The organism is Roseococcus sp., assembly GCF_965227005.1.
In the GTDB taxonomy this organism is placed as follows: Bacteria; Pseudomonadota; Alphaproteobacteria; order Acetobacterales; family Acetobacteraceae; genus Roseococcus.
In genome coordinates, this window is the sequence record NZ_CBDDFJ010000037.1 from 185,068 (window position 1) to 204,237 (window position 19,170).

Here is a 19,170-nt window from a genome sequence, read left to right on the forward strand (position 1 = left end):
CTAGCACGCGACGCGAGGCGCGGGCAAGCGCGGGGCGTTCGGGGGCTTGTCGCGGAGGGGCGCGGCGGCCATCTGCCCGAATAGCCGATGTTGACTTCCTGGGGCGTCAGGACGCAGCATTGGGCGAACCAAGGGGAGCCCTTTCCGGAGGGCTGAGATTCCGCGCGGACGCGGTCAACTCTTTGAACCTGATCCGGGTCATGCCGGCGATAGGGATGGGATATCGGCGTCGCGCCTCCCCGTCCCATCGAGTCTGTTTTGGGATGAAGCGAGAGATGCCTGATACCCTGGCACCACCAAATCTTCAGATCGCGCTGTCGGTCAATGGCGAGATGCGCGCCGTGCCCGCCGGCACCAGCGTCACGGGCCTGCTGGCCGAGATCGGGCTGGCGGAACGCAAGGTCGCCGTCGAGCGGAACCTGGAAATCGTGCCGCGTTCGCAATATTCAACGACGATGCTCAGCGCCGGCGACGCGATTGAGATCGTTCATTTCATCGGAGGGGGCTGAACCATGCCCGACGACATCCGCCCGCCCGCCATCACCGACGACAGCTGGGAGGTGGCCGGGCGCCGCTTCAAGTCCCGCCTCATCGTGGGCACCGGTCGCTACAAGAGCCTGGAAGAGACCGGCGAGAGCATCCGCGCCAGCGGGGCCGAGATCGTCACCGTCGCCGTGCGCCGCGTGAATCTCTCCGACGCCTCGGCGCCCATGCTGCAGGACTTCGTCTCGCCGCAGGACTTCACCTATCTGCCCAACACGGCCGGCTGCCACACGGCGCAGGAGGCGGTCCGCACCCTGCGCCTGGCGCGCGAGGCCGGCGGCTGGAACCTCGTGAAGCTCGAGGTGCTGGGCCCGCCCCCCTACCTCTATCCCGACATGGCCGGCACCTTCGAGGCGGCCGCGGCCCTGCTCGCGGACGGCTTCGAGGTCATGGTCTATTGCGCGGACGACCCGGTGGCGGCGAAGCGGCTGGAAGAGATGGGCTGCGTGGCCATCATGCCGCTGGGCGCGCCGATCGGCTCGGGCATGGGGGTCGTGAACCCCTATATGATCCGCACCATCAAGCAGAACGCCAAGGTTCCGGTGCTGGTGGATGCGGGCATCGGCACGGCCAGCGAGGCGGCCTTCGCCATGGAGCTCGGCTGCGACGCGGTGCTGCTCAATTCGGCCATCGCCCATGCCCAGGACCCGGTGAGGATGGCCGTGGCGATGAAGCATGCGGTGATCGCGGGGCGCGAGGCCTTCCTGGCCGGGCGCATGCCGCGCGACTACCGGGCGGATGCGTCGAGCCCGATGTCCGGGCTCATCCGCTAGCCGGGGGTTCCGCGCCGAGGCAGGATTGTCCCTTCACCACTAGGGAGGGACAAGATCATGGATCTCGGCATCAAGGGGCGCAGGGCCATCGTCTGCGCCGGCTCCAAGGGTCTCGGCCGCGGTTGCGCCGAGGCTCTGGCGCGCGAAGGCGTGGAACTCATCATCACCGCACGCGGCGGCGAGGCGCTGGAAGCCGCGGCCAAGGCCATTCGCGACGCGACGGGCGTTTCCGTGAAGACCGTCCAGGGCGATATCACCACCGAGGCGGGGCGGGCCGATGTGCTCGCCGCCTGCCCGGACCCCGACATCCTCATCACCAATGCCGGCGGCCCGCCCCAGGGCGAGTTCTCCGGCTTCGAGCTGGACGACTGGCGGAAGGCCGTCGAGGCCAACATGCTGACGCCGATCGCGCTCATCAAGGCCGTGCTGCCCAAGATGATCGAACGGAAGTTCGGCCGGGTGCTGAACATCACCAGCTATTCGGTGAAGGCGCCGATCGCGCGGCTGGAGCTGTCCAACGGCGCGCGGGCCGGTCTCACGGGCGCGCTGGCCTCGCTGGCGCGGCGGGTGGCGTCGAACAACGTCACCATCAACCACCTCCTGCCCGGCCCCTTCGACACGGACCGCATCCGGGGCAACTGGCGCCAGGTCGTCGCGGCCGGCACCTCGACCATGGAGGAGCTGGAGCGCAATGCCGTGAAGGCGATTCCTGCAGGGCGCCTGGGGACGGCCGAGGAATTCGGGGCGTTCGCCGCCTTCCTCTGCTCGGCGCATGCGGGCTTCACCTCGGGACAGAGCATTCTCCTGGACGGCGGTTCCTACCCCGGCACGCTGTAACAATGCGTCCGGCGCATCCCTGACGTGCGCCGGAAACACTCCGGCAACCCCGGGGGCCATTCGGGCGTTTCGTCGTGACCCCCAGGGGGAGTTTCGGAGGGGTTTCCGGTCTCCCCCAGGGGTGGCACGAAAAAACTTCGTTTGCCCTCGTAAAGCCGCTTGCTTTGCCGAAGCGGCAGTCCTACATGCCGCCACACAAGACGCAGTACGCACGTGCCTCTGGCCCCAGGCCCACGGAGCTGAGTCCCTCACTTGGGCTCGCCACCGCGGCGCAAGGTTTACGCAACGACGTCAAGCGTTCTGGCAACCCCGGGGGCTCACCCTTCCGGTTTTCTTCTGGTCGCTGGTTCGTTCGACCGTTTCGTCAATCTGGGGCCGCCCCGATGGGGTGGTTCCACTATGTTTGTGGAAGGTGCATGCGATGACCCCGAAGGTCGCTCGCTTCCTGGCTGACACTCTGCCGGCGACGCCGTGCCTGGTGCTCGACGTGGACCGCGTGGAAGAAAACTTCCGCCGGCTGCGCCACGCCCTGCCGCTGGCGCGCATCTATTACGCGGTGAAGGCCAATCCGGCCGCGCCCGTGCTGGAGCGCCTGGTCGGCCTCGGCTCGCAATTCGACGCCGCCAGCTTCCAGGAAGTGGCGATGTGCCTCGATGCCGGCGCCGAGCCAGAGGCCATCTCCTACGGCAACACCATCAAGCGCGAGCGCGACATCGTGGCCGCCTATGCGCGCGGCGTGCGCATGTTCGCCTTCGACAGCGAGATGGAGCTGGAGAAGCTGGCCCGTTCCGCGCCCGGCTCGCGCGTCTATTGCCGCATCCTCGTCGGCAATGACGGCGCCGAGTGGCCGCTGTCGCGCAAGTTCGGCTGCGAGATCGAGATGGCGAAGGACCTCATGGTTAAGGCCGGGCAGATGGGCCTCGATCCCTTCGGCCTGTCCTTCCATGTCGGCAGCCAGCAGGTCCGCACCGCCGCCTATGAGATGGCCATCGCCAAGGTCGCCATGCTGTTCACCGATCTGGTGGATGCCGGGGTGAAGGTGCGCATGGTCAATCTCGGCGGCGGCTATCCGGTCCGCTACAAGTCCGAAGTGCCGCAGATCGACGAGTTCGGCTCGGCGATCATGGGCGCCATGGCCGAGCATTTCGGCAATGCCCTGCCCGAGATCGTGATCGAGCCCGGCCGCTTCCTGGTCGCCGATGCCGGCGTGGTCCAGGCCGAGGTCGTGCTGGTGAGCCGCAAGGCCGAGAACGATCCCGTCCGCTGGGTCTATCTCGACATCGGCCGCTTCGGCGGCCTGGCCGAGACCGAGGGCGAGGCGATCAAGTACGCGTTCCGCACGCCGCATGACGGCTTGGCCGAGGGTCCCGTGACCATCGCCGGCCCGACCTGCGACAGCACGGACACGCTCTACGAGAAGTCCAACTACCGCCTGCCGATGGCGCTGACCTCCGGCGACCGCGTGGAACTGCTGGCGACCGGCGCCTATGTGACGACCTATGCCAGCCAGAAGTTCAACGGCTTCGAGCCGCTGGCCGAGCACTACATCTGATCTCCGGCACACGCCGAAATCGAAAGAGCCGCCGCGGGATGACCGCGGCGGCTCTTTTTGCTTCAGAGGTACTTGCCGCGCTCCATGATCTCGAGCGTGTATTCCTTGTAGGTCATGCCCAGCTCCTCGGCGCGGGCGAGGCGGCGCAGGGCGATTTCCCGCGGTGGGGTCTTCCAGGCCTTCTTGTGGGATTTGCGCCAGCAAAAGGAGCGCCAGGAGGCGTCGGGGTCGAGCGGCGGTCCGCCGTTATGGCCCAGTCCGGGCGGCTTGCTGGAATCGATGGCCATGCGTCGATGTTTCCACTAAAGTAGCATCATGTCCATCATGCTGGATGATCCTTTGCAATCCCTCCTGGCCGGCCGAATCCGGCGCGAGCGGGAGGCGCGTGGCTGGTCCATCGCGGAGCTGGCGACGGCCTCGGGCGTGTCGCGCGCCATGATCAGCAAGGTGGAGCGCGGCGAGGCCAGCCCCACGGCGACGCTGCTCGGCCGGCTTTCGGGGGCTTTCGGACTGACGGTCTCGGCACTGCTGGCGCGGGCCGAATCGGATGGCGGGGCGGGGCGCCTCGCGCGCGCCTCCGAACAGGCGGTCTGGACCGATCCGGAGACGGGCTATATCCGCCGGCAGCTTTCGCCGCCGGGCGCCGATCCCGAGATGATCCATGTGGAGATGCCGCCGGGTGGGCGCGTGGCCTATCCGGCCTCGTCCTACGCCTTCATGCGCGGGCATTGCGTCTGGCTGATCGCGGGCGGCCTGACGATTCGCGAAAGCGGGGTAGCGAGCGTCCTGCGGCCGGGCGATTGCCTGGCCTTCGATCTCGCCGTGCCGCAGGACCGCGAATACGAGAACCACACCGCGTCGCCCTGCCGCTACCTGGTGACGCTGGCGCGGCGCTGATCAGCCGGCGATGGCCTCGATCTCGCCGATCTCGCTGGCCGTCAGCACCCAATCCCCCGCCTTCACGTTCTCGGCGATCTGCTCCGGCTTGGTCGCGCCCGCGATGACGCTGCTCACCGGCGCCTTGGCCAGAAGCCAGGAGAAGGCGAGCTCCACCAGGGTGTGCCCGCGCGCCTTGGCATAGGCCTCCAGCTTCTCCACCACGTCGAAGCTGGCTTCCGTCTGATAGCGCGAATAGCGATCCGTGCCGGCCATGCGCGTGCCGGCCGGATTCGCCGCGCCGCGCCGGTACTTGCCGGTGAGCATGCCGCTCGCGAGCGGGAAATAGGGCAGGAGTCCCATGCCGTAGCGCGCGGCGACCGGGGCCACGTCCTGCTCCGCCTTGCGGACCAGCAGCGAATACTCGTCCTGGCAGGAGACGAAGCTGTTCAGGCCGAGATGCTTCGAGGTCCATTGCGCCTCGACCACCTGCCAGCCCGGCAGGTTGGAGCAGCCGATGTAGCGAACCTTGCCCTGCTTCACGAGGTCGTCCAGCGCGCGGAGCGTCTCCTCGGTGGGCGTGAGCGGATCGGGCTTGTGGTATTGGTAGAGGTCGATCCAGTCGGTTTTGAGCCGCTTCAGGCTCGCCTCGACGGCGGACATGATGTAGCGGCGCGACCCGCCCTGGAGCCGCCCGTTCTCGCCATCCATGGGCAGGCCGAACTTGGTGGCCAGCACGATGTCCTTGCGGCGATCGCCCAGCACCTGGCCCATGAGCGTCTCGGAGCCGCCCTGGTTGCCGTACATGTCGGCCGTGTCGAAGAGGGTGATGCCATGGTCGAAGGCCGCGTGGATCACCGCGCGGGTGCCTTCGAGGTCCAGCCGGCTGCCGAAATTGTTGCAGCCGAGGCCGATAGTGGAGACCAGCAGGCCGCTGGTTCCGAGATTGCGCTGTTTCATGGACGCCCTGCCTTCGTTGCTGGGCCGGAAGAGTGGCTCCGGCTCAGCAAGCCGGCAAGGTCAGCTGTCCATCTTCAGGGCGGCGATGAAGGCGCTTTGCGGAATTTCGACCTTGCCGAACTGCCGCATGCGCTTCTTGCCTTCCTTCTGCTTGTCCAGAAGCTTGCGCTTGCGGCTGATGTCGCCGCCGTAGCACTTGGCGGTGACGTCCTTCGACATCGCGGAAATCGTCTCGCGCGCGATCACCCGGCCGCCGATGGCGGCCTGGATGGGGATCTTGAAGAGCTGGCGGGGAATCAGGTCCTTCAGCTTCTCGCAGATCTGCCGGCCGCGGCGGTCGGCCTGGTTGCGGTGGGCCATGAAGGACAGCGCATCGACCGGCTCGGCGTTCACGAGGATGGAGATCTTCACCAGATCGCCGGCCTCATAGCCCTCCACCGCATAGTCGAAGCTGGCATAGCCGCGGCTGATCGACTTCAGGCGGTCGTAGAAGTCGAAGACGACCTCGTTCAGCGGCAGCAGATAGACCGCCATGGCGCGGGTGCCGACATAGGTCAGCTCCACCTGCCGGCCCCGGCGCTCGTTGCAGAGCGTGAGGACCGGGCCGAGATATTCGTCCGGCACCATGATAGTGGCCTTGATCCAAGGCTCCTGGATCTCGGCGATCAGGGTGGGGTCGGGCATGTCGGCGGGGTTGTGGAGGTCGAGCTCCTCGCCGTTGTTCTTCTTCAGCTTGTAGACGACCGAGGGCGCGGTCGCGATCAGGTCGAGGTCAAACTCGCGCGAGAGGCGCTCCTGCACGATCTCCAGATGCAGCAGGCCGAGGAAGCCGCAGCGATAGCCCAGGCCGAGCGCCGCCGAGGTCTCCATCTCGTAGTGGAAGCTGCTGTCGTTCAGCCGCAGCTTGCCCACGCTCTCGCGCAGCTTCTCGAAGTCGTCGGCATCGACGGGGTAGAGGCCGCACCACACCACGGGAATGCTGGGCTTGAAGCCGGGCAGCGCTTCGGTCGCGGGGTTGCGGTCGTCGGTGATGGTGTCGCCGACATTGGTGTCGGCCACCGTCTTGATGGCGGCGGTGACGAAGCCCATCTCGCCCGGGCCGAGGCTCTCGCAGGCGACCATCTTGGGCGTGAAATAGCCCACCTGCTCCACGGTATGGACGGCGCCGTTCGACATCATGCGGATGCGCTGGCCCTTGCGCAGATGGCCGTCGCGCACGCGCACCAGCACGACCACGCCGAGATAGGCGTCGTACCAGCTGTCGACCAGCAGGGCCGTCAGGGTCTTGGAGGCATCGCCCTTGGGCGGCGGCAGGCGCGTGACGATGGCCTCCAGCACGCCCTCGATGTTCAGGCCGGTCTTGGCGCTGATCATCACGGCGTCCGAGGTGTCGAGGCCGATGACGTCCTCGATCTGCTGCTTCACCCGGTCCGGCTCGGCGGCGGGAAGGTCGACCTTGTTGAGCACGGGAATGATCTCATGGCCCGCATCCAGCGCCTGGTAGACATTGGCGAGCGTCTGGGCCTCGACGCCCTGCGAGGCATCGACCACCAGCAGCGAGCCCTCGCAGGCGGCGAGCGAGCGGCTGACCTCATAGGCGAAGTCCACATGGCCCGGCGTGTCCATGAGGTTCAGCGTATAGGTCTGGCCGTCCTTGGCATTGTAGCTGATGCGGACGGTCTGCGCCTTGATGGTGATGCCGCGCTCGCGCTCGATGTCCATGCTGTCGAGCATCTGTTCCTTCATGTCGCGCAGGGCCACGGTTCCCGTCGTCTGGATCAGACGATCGGCGAGCGTGGACTTCCCATGGTCGATATGCGCGACGATGGAAAAGTTGCGGATCAGGTGCAGAGGAGTCTCGGTCATGCGCGGGAGATAGGGCGAAAGAGGCCCGAGCGAAAGCGTGGAAGTCATGCGCTCAGCTTTCCCTTCCCGCTGCGCGCGACATGTCGCAGCATGAACCCATGACCGGGGGCCAATCCCGGCTGGAGAAACGTCCCATGACCCTGCACCGCCGCGCGGCCCTGCTGGCCGCGCCTTCCCTTATCCTCGGCGCCAATGCTCTGAAAGCGCAGGGTTTTCCAACGCGACCCTTGCGAATGATCGTCCCCTACACCCCGGGCGGCGTCTCCGACATCACCGCGCGGCTGATCGCCGAGCCCATGGCGGCCGCCCTCGGCCAACCCGTGCCGGTGGAAAATCGCGCCGGGGCGGATGGCGTGATCGGGACGGATGCCATCGCCAAGTCGACCGATGGGCACACGATCGGCCTCGTCTCGGTCGGTCATCCGGTCAACGCGGCCTTCTACCGGTTGCCCTTCGACACCATCCGCGACTTCACCTTCCTTTCGCTGACCACCCGCACGCCTTTGGTGATGTGCGCGGCTCGCGGCTTCGCGGCGAGCACGCCGGCGGAGTTCGTGGCGCTGGCGAAGTCCAAGCCCGCCGGGGAGCTGACCTTCGCCGGGACGGCCGGGGTGGTGCGTCTGGCGCCGCTGCTCTTCGCCCAGCAAGCCGGCATCCAGATGACCTATGTGCCCTATCGCGGCAGCACCCAGGCCCATCCCGACCTGATGGCCGGCCGGGTGGACGTGATGTTCGACACGGTGCCGGCGGCCCTGGCCCATATCCAGGCCGGCACGCTGAAGGCCCTGGCGACCACGGGCGCGGCGCGCGCCCCGCAATTGCCGGACGTGCCCACCATGGGCGAGTTCCTGCCGGGCTTCGAGGCCTCGACCTGGGGCATGGTGATCGGGCCGGCGAATATGCCGGTGCCGGTGGTGACGCGGCTGCATCGCGAGATCGTGGCCGCGCTGAACCGGCCGGAGGTGCTGGACCGGCACCGCACGCTCGGCGCGGAGGTCGCGACCCTGACGCCGGAGCAAAGCCGCGACTTCACCATCGCCGAGATGGAGAAGTGGGGCGCGGCAGCGCGCTCGGCGGGAATTCAACCGCAGAACGCGGGCTGATCCTCGCCTCGGGCGGGTCTTTCCAGCCTGCCCGGCCGGGCCGCGCGGAGGAGCTCCGCGAAACCAATTGTGAGGCGTTTTGCGGGGTGTTAGCCTCGCTTCACATGCCAGTGGATGGAGCTTGGGCAGAATGAATAAGACGATGGTTGTTCTGCTTGCGGGCGTGGCTCTGCTCGGCGCGGGCTGCACGAACCCCTATGACCCCGGCCAGCGCGCCCTCGGCGGCGCGGGAATCGGCGCGCTGAGCGGCGCGGCCATCGGCGGCCTGGCCGGCGGTGGGCGTGGCGCCGCGGCGGGCGCGCTGATCGGCGGTGCGGGCGGTGCGCTCGTCGGAGCGGCCACCACGCCGGCGCCGCCTCCCCCGGCCTACGGCTACGGCTATCCGCCCCCGGGCTATGCCCCGCCGCCGTCCTATGGCTACGGAAAATAGCGAGGGCCGATTCCGGCCGGCCGCCCCGGCAGTCCCTATAAGGACTCGCCGGGAGCGGGGGCGATCTTCTTCACTTTCTTTCCCTCGTCCGAGGCGCGCCACAGATACCAGGCCGCCACGCTGCGCCAGGGCTTCCAGGCCTCGCCGATCGCGGCCAGCTCCTTCGGCTTGAGCTGCGCCTCGGCGCCCGTGAGCAGCTTCCACCCGTCGCGCACGCCGAAGTCGTCCACCGGCAGGATGTCGGCCCGGCCGAGGGTGAACATCAGCACCATCTCGACCGTCCATTGACCGACGCCGCGGATGGCGACGAGGCGGCGGATCAGCGTCTCGTCGTCGATGCCTTCCGCATCCTCCAGGCTTGGCACCAGGCCGCCCACCGTCTTCTCGGCGATGTCGCGAATGGCGACCGTCTTGGAGCCGGAAAAGCCGCAGCCGCGCAGCGCCTCGGGCGGCAGATCGAGCACGAAGCGCGGCGGCGGGAAGGAGTCATGCGGATAGAGCGCGATGAAGCGGCCCAGGATCGCCTCGGCCGCGCGCGCATGCACCTGCTGGTGCGAGATGGCGCGGACCAGCGCCTCGTAGGGCTCGCGCGGCACATGCTCCATGGTGCAGGGCCCGACCCGCTTGATCAGGGGGCGCAGGATCTTGTCGCGCAGCAGCTTGCGCTCGGCGGTCTGCCAATCGGCCATCGTTACCTCAGGAAAATCAGGGCGCCCGTGCCGCAGAGCAGGGCCAGCGCCATGGAAGGCAGAAGAAGCCGCCAGACTTGCACGGGCCGCGTGCCGTCGGCGAGGAGCATGCAGAGCATGGCGGTGGCCGCGATGCTCATGCCCGCCCCGGCCGCGCTGGCGAAATTATGCAGCGCCGGCGCCAGCAATGGCGGCAGGCCGAGCGCCTGGCCGAGCGCCGCCTGCATCGGCATGAGCGCGGCATTGCCGCCGACATTGCTGCCGGTGATGACGCCGCTGAGGAAGCCCATCGGCACGATGGCATAGGCAGCGGCCACCCCCTTGCCGCCGATCAGCGCCTGGGCGAGGGCGAGCGCCACGCCGCTCCCCGCCAGCCAGCGGCCGAGCAGCACGTAGAGCAGCATGGCGGCGGCGGGGCGCCTCGCCCGATGCAGCGCGGCAGCGGCGCGGGCCATGCCATCCGGCCGGAGCATCAGCAGAGCGAAGCCGACGATCCAGAGCACCACCGCGACATGGGTGACCGGGATGCCCGGCAATTCGGGAAAGGGTCGCCAGGCGGGCGGGTGCGGTACCAGTCGCGCGGCGAGGAGGCATGCCGTCAGCAGCAGATAGGGCCAGCTCGCACGCAGTGCCGTGCCGAGATCGCGTGGCGGGTCGGAGCGCCAGAGCGCCCAGACGGCCACCACGCCGCTTGCCACCAGCCCCACCGTCTCGAAGGGCAGGATGGCGTGCAGGGCCACCAGCAGCGCGGCCATCACGGCGGTCATGAGCGCCTGCATCGCCTTCTCGCGACCGGGCACGGGCACCCCGGCGCGCGCCTGCAGCCACCAGAGCAGCGGCGTCAGCGAGACGATCCAGGCCGCGTTGGGCCAGGCGACCAGCCCGACGAACTCCTGCGCCGGGACATCGGCCAGCGCGGCCCCCAGCGCCGAGCCCGGCCCCAGCGCGCCCCAGGGCACCATGACCTGCGACTGGACCGCCAGGGCGATCGCGACCGCGCCGCGGATTCCCATGCCGCGCAGCGCCGAGAGTGCGAAGACGGCGCCGACCGCGAAGCCCGTCACGCTCTCGAGGAAGGCGCCGAGCGGCAGTACGGCCGCGAAGATCCGCGCCGGGCTGGGCGCGCGATGGGCGTCGCCGGCCGGTCGCTCGACCGCCGCGTGGAAGAGCAGCCCGCCCGCGACCACCGCGATGGGCTGGAAGGCCAGGAAGGCGGCGCGCAGGCTTTCGTGCAGCAGGAAATCCGCCAGCGCGGCATCAGCCGGCAGGCTCATCAGCACGGCGGGGATCGCGGCTGCCAGGGCAAGTCCGCAGGCGGGCAGGGGGCCGACGCGCCCGCTCGCCAGCAGCGCCAGCAGCAGCAGGAGCGGGGCGGCCTGGAATGCGAGCGTCATGACCGCTTGCGCGCCTCGCTGACGGTGATGACCACGGCGCCCGAGAGGATCACGCCCGCCCCCAGCCAGGTCCAGCCGTCCGGCACCTCGCCCCAGAGCATCCAGCCGACGGCGGCGATCACGACGAGGCGCAGATACTGGAAGGGCGCGACGGCGCTCGCCTCGCCGGCCCGCAGCGCCTCGGTCACCAGCCAGATGATGCCCGGCGTGAAGAGGCCGAAGACCGTCAGGATGGCCACGTCGCCGAGGTTCAGCGGCGTCCAGCCGGCGATGGCGAAGGGCAGGGTACAGGCGGTGGTGATCAGCCCCACCCAGGCAAGCACCGTCTCCGTCCGCTCGGTGCGCGAGAGGCTGCGCGAGCTCAGCGTGATGCCGCACCAGGAGAAGGCCGCGCCCAGGGCGATCAGCGCGCCGGTCAGCGGGATGTCGGCGCCCGGCCGCAGCATCACGGCCACGCCCAGCAGCCCGGCGAGGGTGCCCGCCCAGCGCGCCCGGTCCACGCGCTCGCCCAGTAGGGGGGCGGCCAGCATCGTCGTGAACATCACGTTGGTGAAGGAGAGGACCGTCGCCGTGGCCAGGTTCAGATAGGCGAAGGAGAGGAAATAGAGCCCCCAGGTCGCGGCGGAGCAGAAGCCGCGCAGGACGTGCATCCCCACGCGCCGGGTCCGGAAGACCGCGGCGCCCGCGGTCAGGATCAGCGGCGCCACCCAGACGAGCTGACCCAGCGAGCGCACGAAGAGCTGCGTGGAGGTGGGCACGCCGCGATGGCTCAGCCAACGGATGAACAGCGCCTCCGTGGCGAAGAGCAGCGCGCTGAGCGACATGAGGATCGCGCCGCGAAGATTGCCGGGCAGGGCCGCGAAGCGCGTTGTCATCACGGCCGATGGTGATGCGGTCGTGCTTGCGAAGCAACGGCCATGGGGTCATTTTCCTTTAGAGGAGAACGATCCATGACGGCCTACGATGCCGCAATCGCGCAATGGCGTGCCGATCCCGAAGGCTATTGGCTGGAGGCCGCGCGCGGATTGGACTGGACACACCCCCCCTCTCAGGCTTTCGATGGATCGCAAGGCCTTTACGGCCGCTGGTTTCCCGATGGCGTTCTGAACACCTGCCATAACGCCCTGGATCGCCACGTCGCGGCCGGACGCGGGCAGCAGACCGCCATCATCTACGACAGCCCCGTGACCGGGACGATCCGGCACTTCAGCTACGCCGAGATGCTCGATCGCGTGAGCCGCCTGGCCGGCGCGCTGGCCGCGCGCGGCGTCGTGAAGGGCGACCGCGTCCTCCTCTACATGCCCATGGTGCCGGAGGCCGCGATCGCCATGCTGGCCTGCGCGCGGCTGGGCGCGATCCACTCCGTGGTCTTCGGCGGTTTCGCCGCGGCGGAGGTCGCGACGCGCATCGACGACGCGACGCCCAAGGCCATCATCTCCGCGAGCTGCGGGATAGAGCCGGGGCGTGTCGTCGCCTATAAGCCGCTGCTGGATGCGGCCATCGGCATAGCGGCGCACAAGCCCGAATTCTGCCTGATCCTGCAACGCGAGCAGCAGCCCTGCACCATGGTCGAGGGCCGCGACATCGACTACGCGGAAGCGGAAGCCGCCGGCACGCCGCATCCCTGCGTGGACGTGGCGGCGACCGACCCGCTCTACATCCTCTACACCAGCGGCACGACGGGAAAGCCCAAGGGCATCGTGCGCGACCATGGCGGGCATGCGGTGGTGCTGCATGCCAGCATGCGGATGATCTACGGGCTGGAAGCCGGCGATATCTTCTGGACGGCCTCCGATGTCGGCTGGGTCGTGGGGCATTCCTACATCGTCTATGCGCCACTGCTGGCGGGCTGCACCTCGGTGCTCTTCGAGGGCAAGCCGGTCGGCACGCCCGATGCGGGCACCTTCTGGCGCGTCTGCGCCGAGCATGGCGTGCGCGTGCTCTTCACCGCGCCCACCGCGATCCGCGCCATCCGCAAGGAGGATCCGGACGGCGCGCTGATGCGGAAATACGACCTTTCGAAGCTGGAGGCGCTCTACCTCGCCGGCGAGCGCTGCGATCCGCCGACGGCGCTGTGGTCCGCGGAGAAGCTCGGCGTACCGGTGGTGGACCATTGGTGGCAGACCGAGACGGGCTGGCCCATCACCGCCGGCTTCCGCGGCTTCGGATTGTTCGAACCGCGCCCCGGTTCCGGCGGCAAGCCCGCGCCTGGATATGACCTGCGCGTGCTCAATGCCGAAGGGCAGGAGGTGCCGCGCGGCTCGCAGGGCGCGATGGTACTCAAGCTGCCGCTGCCGCCCGGCTGCGCGCCGACCTTGTGGAACGCCGGTCAGCGCTTCCGCGAAGCCTATCTCTCCACCTTCCCCGGCTACTACGACACCTCGGACGCCGGGATGGTCGACGACGAGGGCTTCGCCTGGGTGATGGGCCGCACCGACGACATCATCAACGTCGCCGGCCATCGTCTCTCCACGGGCGCGATGGAGGAGGTGCTGGCCGCGCATCCGGATGTGGCGGAATGCGCGGTGGTCGGCATGGCCGATGCGCTGAAGGGCCAGGCGCCGCTCGGCCTTGTCGTGCTGAAGGCCGGCGTGCGGCGTGAGGATGCTGACGTGGCGCGCGAACTGGTCGCGCTGGTGCGCGAGCGCATCGGGCCGGTGGCAGCCTTCAAGGAGGCGCGCGTCGTTGCGCGGCTGCCGAAGACGCGCTCGGGAAAAATCCTTCGCGGGACGATCCGCAAGATCGCCGATGGCGAGCGCTACACCGTGCCGCCGACCATCGACGACCCGATGATCCTCGAGGAGATCGCCGGGGTGCTCGGAAGATGATCGCGCGACGCGCGATACTGCCCCTGCTTTTCCTGGCCGTGCCGGCGCGAGCGCAGCAGCACGCGATGGATGTCATCCGCGGCGACCCCGATCGTCGCCTCCTGCTCGAGGCGATCCGCCCCACGCTGATGCGCGCCACCGACGGCCCCGTCCGCTTCACCGTGCGCGAGCTGCGGCGCTTCGGCGAGTTTGCCTATGGGGTGCTGCAACCGCGACGCCCGGACGGCGAGGGGACGATCGATTGGACCGCGACGCCCTATCGTGCGCGGGTGGAACACGGGCAGTTCGACAACGGCGCCACGCAGGTGCTGTGGCGGCGCCTTGCGGGCGGCTGGAAGGTGGAGGAATACGCCGTGGGCCCCACTGAGGTCGTTTGGATCCAGTGGCAGCGCCGCTACCGTTTGCCGCAAACGCTCTTCGAGCCGGGAGGCCAGCAATGATCATCCAGGAACGGCGCAATGACGGCGTCGCGCTCATCACGCTCGATCGCCCGAAGGCGCGCAACGCGCTGAGTATCGAAATGCTGGAGGCGCTGGCCGAGGCGCTGCATGCGGCCGAGGATGCGCGTTGCGTGGTGCTGGCCGCGAACGGCCCGGCCTTCTCGGCGGGGCATGATCTGCGCGAGCTGACGGCGGCGCGCGAGGAGGCCGATGGCGGGCGTGGCTTCTACGCGCGCACCATGGCGCTGTGCAGCCGCGTGATGCAGCAGGTGGTGAATCATCCGGTGCCGGTGATCGCGGCAGTCGAGGGCATCGCGACGGCGGCGGGCTGCCAGCTCGTCGCGAGCTGCGATATGGCGGTGGCCACGTCCGCTTCGAAGTTCTGCACGCCGGGCGTGGACATCGCGCTCTTCTGCTCGACGCCGGCCGTCGCCGTCTCGCGCGCCATTCCGCGCAAGGCGGCGATGGAGATGTTGCTCACCGGCCGCATGGTGAGCGCGGCGGAGGCGAAGGATCTCGGCCTCGTCAACCGCATCGTGGAGGATGCGCGCGCGGGCGCCTTCGAGCTTGCTTCGCAGGTCGCCTCGCGCTCGGCGGTCACGATCCGCATGGGCAAGCGCGGCTTCCTCGCCCAGGCCGGTCTGCCGCTCGCCGAGGCCTATGACGCCGCGAGCGAAGTGATGGTCGAGAACATGATGGCCGCCGATGCCGCGGAGGGCATCGGCGCTTTCCTCGGCAAGCGCGCCCCGCAATGGCAGGATCGCTGATGTCCGCTTCCGATTACGATGCCCTTCCGCGCGTCGCCGCGAACCATCAGCCGCTGACGCCGCTGCTCTTCCTGGAGCGCAGCGCCGCCGTGTTCCCCGATCACCTGGCCGTGGTGCATGGCACGATCCGCCGCAGCTATGCGGAGCTGCGCGCGCGCAGCGTGAAGCTCGCGCATGCGCTGACGCAGCGCGGTCTCGGGCGCGGCGACACGGTGGCGGCGATGCTGCCCAACACGCCCGCGATGCTGGAATGCCATTACGGCGTGCCCATGGCCGGCTGTGTGCTGAACAGCATCAACACGCGGCTCGATGCGGCGACGATCGCCTATATCCTCGACCACGGCGAGGCGCGCGTGCTCATCGTGGATCGCGAATTCCTGCCGGTGCTGCGCGTGGCGCTGACCCAGTGCGAAAGCCAACCCGAGATCATCGAGGTGAACGACAGCGAGGCCCCATCCGTGGAAACGCTGGGCGGGCTCGATTACGAAGCCCTGCTCGCCGAGGGCAGCGAGAATTTCGCCTGGCCGATGCCGCGCGACGAGTGGGACGCCATCGCGCTCAACTACACCTCCGGCACGACGGGCAAGCCCAAGGGCGTGGTCTATCATCATCGCGGCGCGCAGCTGCTCGCGGTGGGCAACGTGCTTTCGGCGGGCATGGGGCGGCATCCGGTCTATCTCTGGACGCTGCCGATGTTCCATTGCAACGGCTGGTGCTTCCCCTGGACCATCACCGCGATGGCGGGCACGCATGTCTGCCTGCGCGCGGTGCGTGGGGCCGCGATGTGGTCGCTCATCGCCGAGCATGGCGTGACTCATATGTGCGGCGCGCCGATCGTGATGGGCACGCTGCTCGCGACGGCGGATGCCGAGAAGCGCCCGCTGCCCGGCGCGATCACCTTCGTCGTCGCCGGCGCGCCGCCGCCCGAGGCGGTGCTGGCCGCGATCCGCCAGGCGGGGTTCGAGGTGCTGCATGTCTACGGGCTGACGGAGTGCTACGGCCCCTCCGTCACCAATGAGTGGCATCGTGAATGGAATGCGCTGCCCGCCAACGAACAGGCGCGGCTGATGGCGCGGCAGGGCGTGCGCTATGTCGCGCTCGAAGGCCTCGACGTGATGGATCCGCAGACGATGCAATCGGTTCCCGCCGACGGTGTCGCGATGGGCGAGGTGATGATGCAGGGCAACAGCGTCATGAAGGGCTACTTCAAGGATCAGGCCTCGACCGATGCCGCCTTCGCCGGAGGATGGTTCCACACGGGCGATCTCGCGGTGAAATATCCGGACGGCTACATCCAGCTGCGCGACCGGTCGAAGGACATCATCATCTCGGGCGGTGAGAATATTTCGTCCATCGAGGTCGAGGATGCCTTGTTCAAGCATCCTTCCGTGGCGCTCGCCGCCGTCGTCGCGCAGCCTGATGACAAATGGGGCGAGGTGCCCTGCGCCTTCGTCGAGCTCAAGCCGGGCATGGAGGCCACCGAGGCCGAGCTCATCGCGCATTGCCGCGGGCTCATGGCGGGCTTCAAGGCGCCCAAGCGCATCGTCTTCGCCGAACTGCCCAAGACCAGCACGGGCAAGATCCAGAAGCATGTGCTGCGCGGCCTGGTGCGCGGCTGATAACGCCGGCGGAATGGACGGCGTCGCTCGCCCCTGCCGCCTGTACACCCCCGCGCGACCTGACCTAGCCTGCCATCATACCGGCCCGTAAGCGGCCGGGAGATGGAGAAAACGTTTGAAACGCCGCACCATTCTGGCCGCCGCCGCGACGACGCTGGCCGCCAATCCGATGACGCATGTCCATGCCCAGAATTATCCGACGCGGCCGATTCGCCTCATCGTCGGCTTCGCGCCCGGCGGAGGCTCCGATCTCGTGGCGCGCCCCCTCGCTTTGAAGATGCAGCCTCTGCTCGGCCAGCCGATCGTGGTGGAGAACCGAGGCGGCGCGAACGGCAATCTCGGCCTGGACGCCGTCGCGAAGAGCGCCCCCGACGGCTATACCTTCGGCCATGTGAACAACAGCGTCATCGCGATGAACCCGCTGATGTATCGCAATCTGCCCTATGATCCGCAGCGCGACCTGGTGCCCATCGCGACGGTGACGCAAAGCGCCCTGTTCATGATGGTTCCGGCGAGCCTGCCGGTGCGCAACCTGACCGAATTCGTCGAGCTCGCCCGAAGGCAGCCTGGCACGATGAATTTCGGCTCCGGCGGCGCGGGGGGCATCACCCATCTCGGCTTCGAGCTCTTCCGCAACCAGACCGGCGTGCAGATCGCCCACATCCCCTATCGCGGCAGCGCCCCGGCGCTGCAGGACATGCTGGGCGGCCGCATCCAGCTGATGGTGGACGCGATCAGCCTGGCCAAGCCGCAGGTCGATGCCGGGCTGGTGCGCGCGATCGCCGTCCTCGGCGAGGAGCGCAATCCGGTGCTGAACACGGTGCCGACCGCGATCGAGCAGGGCTTCCCGAATCTGATCGTCCGCGGTTGGCAGGGCTTCGTGGCGCCGGCAGGGACGCCCCCGGCTGTGCTCGCCCGGCTGGAAGGCGCCTTCCGCCAGGCGGTGGCCGATCCTGAGATCCAGAGCACCTTCGCCAGCCAGGGCCAGACCGCCGTGTTCCGCGGGCAGCAGGACATGGCCAGGATGATTCAGGAGGAACGGGCGCGCTGGGCGCCGATCATCCAGGATCTCCGAATCCAGCTGGACTGAGGCAGCTATCCCGGCGCGGCGACCGTTCCGCCGCGCTATTCCTCGGTCTTCGGCGCGACCGGCAGCCGCCAGTTGCGCGAGATCGCGATCATCCGCAGCGCCAGGCATAGCCCGATGGCGACCACGGAGACGATCGCGGGGGGCAGTGCCAGCCAATGCCCCGCCACCACCACCAGCGCCGCGGCCAGCGCCGCCACGGCATAGATCTCGGCCTGCAGCACGACCGGCACGCGCGCGGTCAGCACGTCGCGCACCATGCCGCCGCCGATGCCGCCGATCATGCCGAGCAGGGCCGCCATCGGCGGCGAGAGGCCGAAGGCCAGCGCCTTGTAGGTTCCCGTCACGGCGAAGACGCCGAGCCCCACCGCGTCGAAAAACAGCACGGCCGAGGCGAGGCGCGTGACCGTCTGCTGGCTGAAGAAGACCAGCAGCCCCGCCGCGATGGAGATGGCCAAGGCATGCCAGCTCGCGATCGAGGCGGGAGGCACGGCGCCGAGCAGCAGGTCGCGCAGGATGCCGCCCGAGGTGGCGGTCACGAAGGCCAGGACCAGCACGCCGAAGACGTCCATGCCGCGCCGCGTGCCCAGCGCCGCGCCGCTGAGGGCGAAGACGAAGATGCCGACGAGGTCGAGCGCCTGGATCAGATAGGAGACGGGCAGGTCGGCCATCATGGGGAGTGCCTCCTCAGGCCGTCAGGATACCGATCCGACCTTCCTCGAGCACGCCGCAGGTCAGCGGGCCGCCGAAGACCGCGCCGGTGTCGAGGTTGATGCGGTTCTCGCGCAGATCCGCCTCGCGCTCGCGCACGGGGGTGTGGCCATGCACGACTATCACGCCGTGATCGGCTTCGCTGTCGAGGAAGGCGCCGCGGATGCGCAGCAGGTCCTCGGGCTTCTGATCCTCGAAGGCGATGCCCGGGCGCAGGCCGGCATGCACGAAGAGATAGGGCCCGACGCGATGATGCAGCCGCAGCCCGCGCAGGAAGGAAATATGCGCGGCGGGGATGCCGGCCGCCCAGCTGTCGCGTGGAGCGTCCGCCGCGAAGCCCCAGCTCGCGAGGGCGTCCTTGCCGCCGTAATACATCCAGTCGGTGGCGCTGGGGCTGTCGCCGTCGAGGGCGGCGAGGAGCGTGTCCTCGTGATTGCCGCGCAGGTTCACGACGGGGCAGGCGTCGAAGGCCAGCACCGCCTCGATGGCGCCGGCCGAATCAGGCCCGCGATCAATGAAGTCGCCCAGATGCACGACCGAAGCGCCGGAGGTCGGGTTGGCCTTCAGATCCGCGCGGATGAGACCGTGCAGCGCCCTGAGCTTGTCGGCGCAGCCATGGACGTCGCCGATCGCATAGACGCGCGTGCCGACGGGCAGGGTCGCGGGTGCCTTGAGCCACCTCATGCGGCGGAGGT

General features: G+C 68.8%; 20 protein-coding genes and 1 riboswitch. Of the genes, 12 read left to right on the forward strand and 8 right to left on the reverse strand.

All coding sequences use genetic code 11. The annotated features are described in order from the left end of the window. Positions 1–121 precede the first annotated feature (121 nt). Positions 122–233, forward strand: a riboswitch (TPP riboswitch). A 42-nt stretch (positions 234–275) separates the two neighbouring features. From thiS to ACO057_RS20655, 4 genes are all read left to right on the forward strand, one after another. Then, positions 276–509, forward strand: a complete 234-nt coding sequence (gene thiS, locus ACO057_RS20640; protein WP_421994998.1) for a sulfur carrier protein ThiS — start codon at positions 276–278, stop codon at positions 507–509. Positions 510–512: 3 nt separating this feature from the next. Beyond that, positions 513–1,316 carry a thiazole synthase gene (locus ACO057_RS20645; RefSeq protein ID WP_421995000.1) on the forward strand — a complete coding sequence of 268 codons (804 nt, stop codon included), beginning with the start codon at positions 513–515 and terminating at the stop codon, positions 1,314–1,316. 57 nt (positions 1,317–1,373) lie between these two features. Then, positions 1,374–2,153: an SDR family oxidoreductase gene (locus ACO057_RS20650; RefSeq protein WP_421995002.1), complete on the forward strand. Its 780-nt coding sequence runs from the start codon at positions 1,374–1,376 to the stop codon at positions 2,151–2,153. Between the two features lie 421 nt (positions 2,154–2,574). Then, positions 2,575–3,705 (forward strand): type III PLP-dependent enzyme, encoded by a 1,131-nt coding sequence (locus ACO057_RS20655; RefSeq protein WP_421995004.1) that lies wholly within the window; start codon positions 2,575–2,577, stop codon positions 3,703–3,705. A 62-nt stretch (positions 3,706–3,767) separates the two neighbouring features. Here the strand turns inward: ACO057_RS20655 and ACO057_RS20660 are convergent, their stop codons facing one another. After that, positions 3,768–3,992, reverse strand: a complete 225-nt coding sequence (locus tag ACO057_RS20660; protein ID WP_421995006.1) for a hypothetical protein — start codon at positions 3,990–3,992, stop codon at positions 3,768–3,770. Positions 3,993–4,020: 28 nt separating this feature from the next. On the opposite strand from ACO057_RS20660, the gene ACO057_RS20665 reads away from it, so the two are divergent. Beyond that, on the forward strand, positions 4,021–4,602 hold the full coding sequence (locus ACO057_RS20665; protein WP_421995008.1) for a helix-turn-helix domain-containing protein: 582 nt from the start codon (positions 4,021–4,023) through the stop codon (positions 4,600–4,602). Here the strand turns inward: ACO057_RS20665 and ACO057_RS20670 are convergent, their stop codons facing one another. Both ACO057_RS20670 and lepA read right to left on the reverse strand, forming a co-directional pair. Continuing rightward, on the reverse strand, positions 4,603–5,541 hold the full coding sequence (locus tag ACO057_RS20670; protein ID WP_421995010.1) for an aldo/keto reductase: 939 nt from the start codon (positions 5,539–5,541) through the stop codon (positions 4,603–4,605). It lies immediately after the preceding gene. Between the two features lie 60 nt (positions 5,542–5,601). After that, positions 5,602–7,407, reverse strand: coding sequence for a translation elongation factor 4 (lepA, locus tag ACO057_RS20675; RefSeq protein WP_421995012.1), 1,806 nt, complete (start codon positions 7,405–7,407; stop codon positions 5,602–5,604). A gap of 233 nt (positions 7,408–7,640) precedes the next feature. On the opposite strand from lepA, the gene ACO057_RS20680 reads away from it, so the two are divergent. After that, positions 7,641–8,510: a tripartite tricarboxylate transporter substrate-binding protein gene (locus ACO057_RS20680; RefSeq protein ID WP_421995014.1), complete on the forward strand. Its 870-nt coding sequence runs from the start codon at positions 7,641–7,643 to the stop codon at positions 8,508–8,510. A 142-nt stretch (positions 8,511–8,652) separates the two neighbouring features. Then, complete coding sequence (locus ACO057_RS20685) at positions 8,653–8,940, forward strand: cell envelope biogenesis protein OmpA (RefSeq protein WP_421995016.1); 288 nt, start codon at positions 8,653–8,655, stop codon at positions 8,938–8,940. A 35-nt stretch (positions 8,941–8,975) separates the two neighbouring features. Here the strand turns inward: ACO057_RS20685 and ACO057_RS20690 are convergent, their stop codons facing one another. The 3 genes from ACO057_RS20690 to ACO057_RS20700 are packed head-to-tail and all read right to left on the reverse strand — an operon-like array spanning position 8,976 to position 11,898. Further along, complete coding sequence (locus ACO057_RS20690; RefSeq protein ID WP_421995018.1) at positions 8,976–9,629, reverse strand: DNA-3-methyladenine glycosylase family protein; 654 nt, start codon at positions 9,627–9,629, stop codon at positions 8,976–8,978. 2 nt (positions 9,630–9,631) lie between these two features. Then, positions 9,632–11,023 carry a hypothetical protein gene (locus ACO057_RS20695; RefSeq protein WP_421995020.1) on the reverse strand — a complete coding sequence of 464 codons (1,392 nt, stop codon included), beginning with the start codon at positions 11,021–11,023 and terminating at the stop codon, positions 9,632–9,634. Continuing rightward, the gene (locus ACO057_RS20700) at positions 11,020–11,898 is read right to left on the reverse strand and encodes a DMT family transporter (protein WP_421995022.1); all 879 of its coding nucleotides are present in this window, start codon (positions 11,896–11,898) and stop codon (positions 11,020–11,022) included. The genes ACO057_RS20695 and ACO057_RS20700 overlap by 4 nt, the downstream gene beginning before the upstream one ends. 75 nt (positions 11,899–11,973) lie before the next feature. Between ACO057_RS20700 and ACO057_RS20705 the strand changes: the two genes are divergently transcribed. The 5 genes from ACO057_RS20705 to ACO057_RS20725 all read left to right on the forward strand — a co-directional run bounded on the left by ACO057_RS20705 (position 11,974) and on the right by ACO057_RS20725 (position 17,767). Beyond that, the gene (locus tag ACO057_RS20705) at positions 11,974–13,851 is read left to right on the forward strand and encodes a propionyl-CoA synthetase (protein WP_421995024.1); all 1,878 of its coding nucleotides are present in this window, start codon (positions 11,974–11,976) and stop codon (positions 13,849–13,851) included. Next, on the forward strand, positions 13,848–14,291 hold the full coding sequence (locus ACO057_RS20710; protein WP_421995026.1) for a hypothetical protein: 444 nt from the start codon (positions 13,848–13,850) through the stop codon (positions 14,289–14,291). Before ACO057_RS20705 ends, ACO057_RS20710 begins: the two co-directional genes overlap by 4 nt. Continuing rightward, positions 14,288–15,058: an enoyl-CoA hydratase gene (locus tag ACO057_RS20715; protein WP_421995028.1), complete on the forward strand. Its 771-nt coding sequence runs from the start codon at positions 14,288–14,290 to the stop codon at positions 15,056–15,058. The genes ACO057_RS20710 and ACO057_RS20715 overlap by 4 nt, the downstream gene beginning before the upstream one ends. Beyond that, complete coding sequence (locus ACO057_RS20720; RefSeq protein ID WP_421995030.1) at positions 15,058–16,677, forward strand: acyl-CoA synthetase; 1,620 nt, start codon at positions 15,058–15,060, stop codon at positions 16,675–16,677. Before ACO057_RS20715 ends, ACO057_RS20720 begins: the two co-directional genes overlap by 1 nt. Positions 16,678–16,792: 115 nt before the next feature. Continuing rightward, a complete protein-coding gene (locus ACO057_RS20725; RefSeq protein ID WP_421995032.1) occupies positions 16,793–17,767 on the forward strand; it encodes a Bug family tripartite tricarboxylate transporter substrate binding protein in 975 nt (324 codons plus the stop codon). Positions 17,768–17,802: 35 nt separating this feature from the next. Here the strand turns inward: ACO057_RS20725 and ACO057_RS20730 are convergent, their stop codons facing one another. Continuing rightward, positions 17,803–18,438: a trimeric intracellular cation channel family protein gene (locus ACO057_RS20730; protein WP_421995034.1), complete on the reverse strand. Its 636-nt coding sequence runs from the start codon at positions 18,436–18,438 to the stop codon at positions 17,803–17,805. A 13-nt stretch (positions 18,439–18,451) separates the two neighbouring features. Then, positions 18,452–19,159, reverse strand: coding sequence for a metallophosphoesterase family protein (locus ACO057_RS20735; RefSeq protein ID WP_421995036.1), 708 nt, complete (start codon positions 19,157–19,159; stop codon positions 18,452–18,454). Between the last annotated feature and the right edge of the window lie 11 nt (positions 19,160–19,170).